General features: G+C 71.3%; 6 protein-coding genes. 4 read left to right on the plus strand and 2 right to left on the minus strand.

What is annotated here, in order from left to right; all coding sequences use genetic code 11:
• Positions 1 to 399 precede the first annotated feature (399 nt).
• A complete protein-coding gene (locus BL253_RS38615) occupies positions 400 to 765 on the plus strand; it encodes a transglycosylase family protein (RefSeq protein ID WP_076823045.1) in 366 nt (121 codons plus the stop codon).
• Positions 766 to 942: 177 nt separating this feature from the next.
• Here BL253_RS38615 and BL253_RS38620 read toward each other — a convergent pair whose 3' ends face one another.
• Positions 943 to 2,076, minus strand: coding sequence for an LLM class flavin-dependent oxidoreductase (locus BL253_RS38620; RefSeq protein WP_076823054.1), 1,134 nt, complete (start codon positions 2,074 to 2,076; stop codon positions 943 to 945).
• Positions 2,077 to 2,510: 434 nt separating this feature from the next.
• Here BL253_RS38620 and BL253_RS38625 point away from each other — a divergent pair, with 434 nt between their 5' ends.
• The 3 genes from BL253_RS38625 (at position 2,511) to BL253_RS38640 (ending at position 7,331) form a co-directional block, all read left to right on the plus strand.
• A complete protein-coding gene (locus BL253_RS38625; RefSeq protein ID WP_076823046.1) occupies positions 2,511 to 3,971 on the plus strand; it encodes an aldehyde dehydrogenase family protein in 1,461 nt (486 codons plus the stop codon).
• 33 nt (positions 3,972 to 4,004) lie between these two features.
• The gene (locus tag BL253_RS38630) at positions 4,005 to 5,087 is read left to right on the plus strand and encodes a Zn-dependent alcohol dehydrogenase (protein ID WP_076823048.1); all 1,083 of its coding nucleotides are present in this window, start codon (positions 4,005 to 4,007) and stop codon (positions 5,085 to 5,087) included.
• 363 nt (positions 5,088 to 5,450) lie between these two features.
• Positions 5,451 to 7,331 carry a patatin-like phospholipase domain-containing protein gene (locus tag BL253_RS38640; protein ID WP_076823052.1) on the plus strand — a complete coding sequence of 627 codons (1,881 nt, stop codon included), beginning with the start codon at positions 5,451 to 5,453 and terminating at the stop codon, positions 7,329 to 7,331.
• A 181-nt stretch (positions 7,332 to 7,512) separates the two neighbouring features.
• Here the strand turns inward: BL253_RS38640 and BL253_RS38645 are convergent, their stop codons facing one another.
• Positions 7,513 to 7,878, minus strand: coding sequence for a transglycosylase family protein (locus tag BL253_RS38645; RefSeq protein WP_076823045.1), 366 nt, complete (start codon positions 7,876 to 7,878; stop codon positions 7,513 to 7,515).
• Positions 7,879 to 8,277: the final 399 nt, after the last annotated feature.

An 8,277-nucleotide genomic window follows, 5' to 3' on the forward strand; every position in this document is an offset into this window, starting at 1 on the left:
CACGTAGACGAACGGTCGGCGCGTGGTGAATACCTCCGTGCACGGTGCGCGAGTATTTTTCCGCTCGGTTTATCGCATCACCTGGTTAGGCGGGGCAAAAACGCGGGTGATGCGGGTCACGTTGTTTTTGGGGTTTGCCAGGCCGGTGGGCTGGCTGTCATGGTGTTTCCAGTGCCCGATCGGGGCACACGCCGGGCGGGACGCCGCATCACTGCCCCCGCCGCACACGGCGCACAGGCTTCGGACCCGATGGCAGGGACCGGAGACGGACCGTCGGACACCATCCGTGTCACGGCCAGCGCAGCATTCCTTCAGGTCCCCGCCGGACCCTTTCCCGGTCCGGTGGTGGGCCGCCGCGCGTGTCCGTCTTCGTAGGCGTGGGAAAGGACCAGAAGACTCTTGGCTCGTCGTGGCATCTCCAACCGCGTCCGCGCGCTCGTCCTCGGCCCGGCACTGGCCRCCGCCGTCGGCACCKGCCTCGCCGTCACCACGCCCGCCCACGCGTCCAGCCACCCTGCCTCGGCCCAGCGGTTCCTGTCCGCGGTCATCCCGTGCGAGTCCGGCGGCAACCCCCGCGCGGTCAACTCCATCGGCGCCGGTGGCCTCTTCCAGTTCCTGCCCTCGACCTGGCACGGCCTCGGCGGCTCAGGCCTGCCCCAGAACGCCTCCACCGGCGAGCAGTGGTCCAAGGCCATGAAGCTCTACAACCAGCAGGGCACCAACCCCTGGTACGCCTCCAAGGCCTGCTGGGGCAAGCGAATCTGAGCTCCACAGGACCTGGGCGAGCAGCCGCCGACCCCGCCCGCCGCGCGGATCGGGGCCGGCCTGCCACCGCCGAGATCCCGCCAGACCACGAGGCCCCGCGTCCGATGACGCGGGGCCTCGCCCATGTCCGCCGTGCCGGCGAGGTCAGGTGCCGAATGGCGGCCGATGCTCCGCCGCCTAGGCGGCGGAGCCGAGCTGGGCCTCGCGCTGACGGGTGGTGCTGTGGACCGGGTCGGTGTCGAACTTCGGCAGGACGTGGCGGCCGAACGTCTCCACCGCCTCGACGGCGACGTCGACCGGCATCGTGGTCGACAGCATGCCGAAGACGAGCTGGTCGGCGCCGATGTTGACGTAGGTCTGGACGGCGCGCTCGCACTCCTCCGGGTCGCCGATGAGGATCGTGCCGGCGCGCACGCCCAGTTCGAGGACCTCGACGGTCGGCTCGGGCAGCGTCGCCGGCCAGGTGGGCACCCAGTCGGGCTTCGGGAAGGTGTCGAGGTACCGGTAGACCAGGGTGTGCTGGTAGCTCATGGTGATGTCGGTGGCGATCTGCCTGGCCCGGGCGCCGTCCTCCAGGCACAGCATCTGGCTGGTCACCATGATGTTGTTGTTGACGTAGCCGCCGACGGGCTCGGCCTTGTCGATGTTCTTCTTGTAGAGCTCGATGAGCGGAGCCAGCTCGTCGGGCGAGCTGTTCGCGAAGCAGAGCACGCCCAGGCCCATCCGCGCGGCCTTCTCGAAGGTGCTGGGGTTGCCGGCCGCGACCCACAGCGGCGGGTGCGGCCTGGTGTAGGGCTTGGGCAGGACATTGCGCTCGGGCATCGTGAAGAAACGGCCCTCGTGCGAGTAGGGCTCGTCCTTCCACATCTTCGGCAGCTCGGCGACGACCTCGTCGAACATCAGCTTCGTCAGCGCCGGGTCCTCGATGCCGAAGCCCCGCTGCTCGGTGCTCGACGAGCCGCGGCCCATGCCCAGCTCGAAGCGGCCGCCGGAGAGGTGGTCGAGCATCGCGGCGCGCTCGGCGATCCGCGCCGGGTGGTTGACCGGCGGCGTGATGTTCATGATGCCGCTGCCGATGTGGATGTTGCTGGTGGTGCCGGCGACGTAGGCGAGGAAGACCTCGTTCGCCGACAGGTGTGAGTACTCCTCCAGGAAATGGTGCTCCGTCGCCCACGTGTACTTGAACCCGGAACGGTCCGCCGCCCGCGTCCAGGTGACCTCGTCCATCAGCCGGCTGTGCTCCGCGCCCACCGGGTCCGCCTCGGACAGCCGCTTCGGCAGGTAGAGCGAGTTGAAGATCCCGAACTCCATGAGCGCGGCCACCCTTCACGTGGTCTGTGGTGTCTGCTGTGGGCGGGCGTAAGTGCGAACAGCTGCGTGCCCCGCCCATTCGGGGTCCGGGAGCGAAGCTCCCGGACGTGGGGTCTGGGGCTCGGCCGCGGGGCGACATCACGCGGGAGCCTGGGAGCGCGCTCCACGCGTGGGCAGCCTTCCGTCGATCGCACGCCCTGACCGGTCGGYCTCAGACTAGAACCTGTTCTACACTCTAGCCGCGACGGGCTGCCGCGCAAGCAGGCCTGACGTACCGTCAGAAACCGTCGGCCCCGGGTCCCGGACGCGCACCAGCGGAGGGACCCGCGACCACGGGTCGTCAGGAACACGAGGACCACGGGCCGCCCGCCGCGCGACCAGGCTTGCCGGGCACGCGGCCGACGGCTCACCCCGAGCACGAGGGGGGACACGCCATGGGCGTCCCGAGCAGTCGGATCTACGTGGGCGGCGAGTGGGTGGAGCCGGCCGGTGGCCACTACGGCGTCATCAACCCGGCCACCGAACAGGTGGTCGGCGAGGCGCCGGAGGCGAGCGCCGCCCAGGCCGAACAGGCGGCCGCCGCCGCCAGGGCCGCCTTCGACGGCTGGGCGTCGGCCAGCCAGGCGCATCGCTCCGAGGTGCTCGCCAAGGTCGGCGACCTGCTGACCAAGTACAACGACGACCTCGTGCCACTGGTGCAGGCCGAGACCGGGGCGACCATGCGGGTCGCCTCCACCATGCAGGTCCCGGTCGCCGTCGAGCGGTTCCAGCGTTACGCGCGCCACGCCATGGAGTCGCCGCTCGTGCCGCTCCCGCCGCAGGCCATCGACGCGACGCCGCTCGCCCCGGGCGGCCTGGTCGGGGCGGTGATCCGCCGTGCCCCGGTCGGTGTCGTCGCCTGCGTGACGCCGTACAACTTCCCGCTGGTGAACATGGCCGGCAAGGTCGCGCCGGCGCTGGCGATGGGGAACACGGTCGTCATCAAGCCCGCGCCACAGGACCCGTTACAGGTGCTGCGGTTCGCCGAGATCGCCCACGAGGCCGGCGTACCCGCGGGAGTCATCAACGTCGTCACCGGCTCCACCTCCGACGTCGGCGCCGCCCTCGTCGCCTCCCCGGACGTCGACATGATCAGTTTTACCGGCAGCACCACCGTCGGCCGCAGGATCGGCGAGGTCGCCGGCCGCGACATCAAGCGCCAGCTCATGGAGCTCGGCGGCAAGGGCGCCGCGCTCGTGCTCGAGGACGCCGACCTCGACAAGGCCGCCGCCGGCATCGGCAGCACCTGGGCCTTCCACTCCGGCCAGATCTGCACCGCGCCGACCAGGGCGCTCGTCCACCGCTCGGTCCACGACCAGCTCGTCGAGAAGCTGGTCGCCTACGCGGGGTTCTGCGAGGTCGGTGACCCGATGGACGCCGCCACCGTCGTCGGCCCGCTGATCTCCGCCGCGCAGCGTGCCCGCGTCGAGGAACTACTGGCCGAGGGCGTCGCCGCGGGCGCGACCGTGGCCGTCGGTGGGCAGCGCCCCGCGCTGGAGCGGGGCTTCTACGTCGAGCCGACGCTGCTGACAGGCGTCCGGCCGGACATGTCCGTCGCCCGGGAGGAGTTCTTCGGCCCGGTGGTCGTCGTGCTCCCCTTCGACGACGAGGACGAGGCGGTCGCGATCGCGAACGGCACGCCGTTCGGCCTGTACGACTACGTCTTCTCCCGGGACACCGCGCGCGCCTACCGGGTCGCCGCGCGGCTGCGCACCGGCAACGTCGGCGTCAACACCGTCGCCCGCAACCACGAGACGCCGTTCGGCGGCTTCAAGCACAGCGGCATCGGCCGCGACTGCGGAGTCTTCGCGTTGCACGCCTATAGCGAGCTGCAAAGCGTCGTTTGGCCGAGCTGAACCCAGAACCCATCCTTTGAAGAGAGGCACGCGATGAGGGGTGTTGTGTGGGACGGCCAGAAGGCCGAGCTCGTCGACGACCTGGCGGTACGCGACCCGGGGCCCGGCGAGGTGCTGGTGAGCATCGCCGCCGCGGGCCTGTGCCACAGCGATCTGTCGGTGGTCAACGGAACGATTCCCTACCCGGTGCCGGTCGTGCTCGGGCACGAGGGCGCCGGCGTCGTCGAGGCGGTCGGCGCCCTCGTCGGCAACGTGCGCCCCGGTGACCACGTGGTGCTCTCGACGCTCGGCAACTGCGGCGCCTGCGAGCACTGCGACACCGGCCGGCCGACGATGTGCCGGTCGACCTTCGGCCTGCGGCCCCAGCCGTTCACGTGGCGCGGCGAGCCGGCGTACAACTTCGCCAACATCTCCTGCTTCGCCGAACGGGTCGTGGTGAAGGCCAACCAGTGCGTGCCGATCCCGGCCGACGTGCCGCTGACCTCGGCGGCGCTGGTCGGCTGCGGAGTGGTCACCGGCGTCGGCGCGGTGCTGCGGCGGGCGAAGGTGGAGCCGGGCTCGACCGTCGCCGTGCTCGGGGTCGGCGGCATCGGGCTCAACGTGATCCAGGGCGCGCGCGTCGCCGGCGCCGCGCGCATCGTCGCGGTGGACGTGAACCCGGCGAAGGAGCAGGCCGCGCGGCTGTTCGGCGCGACCGACTTCGTCAACCCCGCGGGCCAGGACACGGCCGCCGCGGCGAAGGCCGCCGTCGAGGACTCGGCCCCGCTCGGCTACGACTACGTCTTCGAGTGCGTCGGCCACCCGGCGCTGATCCAGGCGGCGATCGGCTCGCTCGGCTGGGGCGGCACCGCGGTCCTGCTCGGCGTGGCGCCGGCGGACACGCAGTCGACGTTCTCGCCGTTCGACCTCTACCTCGACAAATCGATCCTGGGCTGCCGGTACGGCTCGTCGCAGCCGCAGCGCGACATCCGCCAGTACGTGGACCTGTACCGGGGCGGTCGGCTGCTGCTGGACGAGCTGGTCACCCGCACCTACCCCGTCGCCGACTTCCACCGCGCCATCGAGGACCTGGAACACGGCGACCTCGCCCGCGGCGTCCTCACCCTGACCTCGTAGCGCCGGGCGCGGCCGCGCAGCGAGAACCTCGGTGAGGTCGAGGGTGGCGGGCCGCTAGCTTGGGTAGCTGATCGTCGGTCGCGGGCCGGATGGCGGTTCGCCGACGGTCGGGAGGCCGCGATGAGCGCACCGAGCACCCGTGCCGACGATCCGGCGGGCCACGCCGGCGGGACACCCGCCGACGGTCCGGGTCCTGACCCGGGCTCAGGTCCTGACCCGGGCTCAGGCCCTGGTCCAGGATCGGGCCCTGACCCGGGCTCAGGCCCTGGTCCAGGATCGGGCCCCGGTCCAGGATCGGGCCCCGGTCCAGGATCAGGCTCACGCCGAGCGTCCTCCGGGCCTCGGGAGCAGTGTGACCTGATCATGAAAGGTGGGATCACCAGCGGGATCGTGTATCCCCGGGCGGTCGCACAGCTGCACAACAGGTACGACTTCCACAGCATCGGCGGTGCGTCGGMGGGCGCGATCGGGGCGGCGCTGACCGCCGCCGCGCAGTATGGCGAGTACCAGCAGCGCCGCGATCCGGGCCGGCCGGGCGGGTTCGACGGGCTGACGGCCGCGAGTGAGCAGATCGCCGCGCGGGGCGTGCTGGAGGGCCTGTTCCAGCCGAGCCGGGGGACCACCTGGGTCTTCCGCCTGTTGTTTGGTCTGCAACGCGTTGGCACGTCGTGGCCGGGCCGCATCCGGGTCACTGTCGCCTGGATGGCGCGGTACTTCTGGTGGCAGGTGCTGGTGGCCGCGGGGATCGCGTTCGGCGGGCTTCTCGGCGTCCTGTATGGCTTCGGCGGCAGCCTGGGCGAGCAGCGCTGGTACGGCTGGCTGCTGCTCGCCCCGGGTGTCATCGTCACCGCGCTGCTCGGCCTGGTCGGGTCGATTCTCGTCTGGGTGCTGTGGACCGTGCGCGGCCTGCCCGCCACCTTCTACGGCGCCTGTACCGGCATGCCAGCCGAGGGCAGCGGCCGGGAGGCATTGACCCAGTGGCTGCACCGGCAGATCCAGGCCTGCGCCGGCCGAGCGGACGGCGACGCCCCGCTGACCTTCGCGGACCTGAGCCGTCCCCGCCGGGCGAACGAGAAGATCGTGCTGGAGATGATGACGACGGATCTCAGCGCCGCCCGCCCGCTGAACCTGCCGTTCGTCGGCGAGGCGTTCCTCTACTCCCCGGCGGAGTTCGCCCGCCTGTTCCCGGCCGATGTGCTCGCTCATCTGGAGCGGGTCAGCGCCCCGGTGACGGCGGTGCCGGCGGCTGGCGCCCCCGCCGACCTGCGCACCTTCCCCAGCCGGGACCTGCCGGTCGTCGTCGCCACCCGGATGAGCCTGAGCTTTCCCGTTCTGATCTGCGCCGTGCCGCTGTGGGTTCAGGGGACCGCGGGGGCGGGGCCCATCCGGCACTGGTTCTCCGACGGCGGGATCGCCAGCAACTTCCCGATGCACTTCTTCGACGCCTGGCTGCCCACCCGCCCGACCTTCGGGATCGACCTGGTCCCGTCGCCGCGCGGCGAGAAGGGGCGGCGCGAACGGGTCCGGCGACCGCGTCGCGCGCCGTYGGCGGCGGCGGGCGGGCCGGCGGCAGCCTCGTCCGGGTCCGCCGCGTCATCCGAATCCTCCGGGGCCGCCGCCGCTGCTTTCTCCGCCGCGGCTCCGCCCGTGACGCTCGCCCCGGCCGCGGTCGTCGCGAACGCCGGCCAGAAGGTGCGCTCGGTCGCTCAGATCAGGAGTCTCGTCGGGTTCCTGCTGCAGATTCTGGACACGTCGCTGAACTGGCGGGACACGCTGCAGGCGGAGCTGCCCGGTTTCCGGGACCGGATCCGTTCCATCCAGCTGCCCGATGGCACGGGCGGCATTCACATCACCATGTCACCGGAGCAGATCGYGCACCTGGCCGAGCGTGGCGGGGCCGTGGGTGAGGACTTCCTGAGCACGTTCGACTGGGAGGAGCRTCTATTCGCCCGTTTCACCCTGCTCATGCGCCAGCTGCAGAAGAACATCGTCGGAACCACCGACACCGCGACGATGTCGAAGGCGTTCACGCCCGAGTTCCAGGAGATGCTCGCGACCCTGGGCGAGCGGTTCGGCGGCGGCGAGGCGGGCGGCTACAACAACGCCTGGGGAGTCGCGGCGCGCGACCGCACGCTCGCCCTGCTCGGATTCGCCCAGGGCTGGGCCGCCGCCCCCTCGCTGAGCTTCATCCAGGGCGACGACCCGACTCCGCCTCCGGTCATGCGCATGACGCCGAAGGTCTGACGCCCGCCCGTTACCCGAACGGCCGGCCGCGGCCGCCGGTCTGACGCGAGCGGAAAATCTTCCGGAGCACGACGAGGCCCCGCGCCATATGGCGCGGGGCCTCGTCGTGCGTGTTCGGTGCGCCGCTAGCGCGGCTGTGCCAGCCCTGGATTCCCGGGCGGCCTCAGATTTTCTGCCAGCCTCAGATTCGCTTGCCCCAGCAGGCCTTGGAGGCGTACCAGGGGTTGGTGCCCTGCTGGTTGTAGAGCTTCATGGCCTTGGACCACTGCTCGCCGGTGGAGGCGTTCTGGGGCAGGCCTGAGCCGCCGAGGCCGTGCCAGGTCGAGGGCAGGAACTGGAAGAGGCCACCGGCGCCGATGGAGTTGACCGCGCGGGGGTTGCCGCCGGACTCGCACGGGATGACCGCGGACAGGAACCGCTGGGCCGAGGCAGGGTGGCTGGACGCGTGGGCGGGCGTGGTGACGGCGAGGCMGGTGCCGACGGCGGYGGCCAGTGCCGGGCCGAGGACGAGCGCGCGGACGCGGTTGGAGATGCCACGACGAGCCAAGAGTCTTCTGGTCCTTTCCCACGCCTACGAAGACGGACACGCGCGGCGGCCCACCACCGGACCGGGAAAGGGTCCGGCGGGGACCTGAAGGAATGCTGCGCTGGCCGTGACACGGATGGTGTCCGACGGTCCGTCTCCGGTCCCTGCCATCGGGTCCGAAGCCTGTGCGCCGTGTGCGGCGGGGGCAGTGATGCGGCGTCCCGCCCGGCGTGTGCCCCGATCGGGCACTGGAAACACCATGACAGCCAGCCCACCGGCCTGGCAAACCCCAAAAACAACGTGACCCGCATCACCCGCGTTTTTGCCCCGCCTAACCAGGTGATGCGATAAACCGAGCGGAAAAATACTCGCGCACCGTGCACGGAGGTATTCACCACGCGCCGACCGTTCGTCTACGTG

The sequence above is a fragment of the Pseudofrankia asymbiotica genome (genome assembly GCF_001983105.1).
Lineage (GTDB): Bacteria > Actinomycetota > Actinomycetes > Frankiales > Frankiaceae > Pseudofrankia > Pseudofrankia asymbiotica.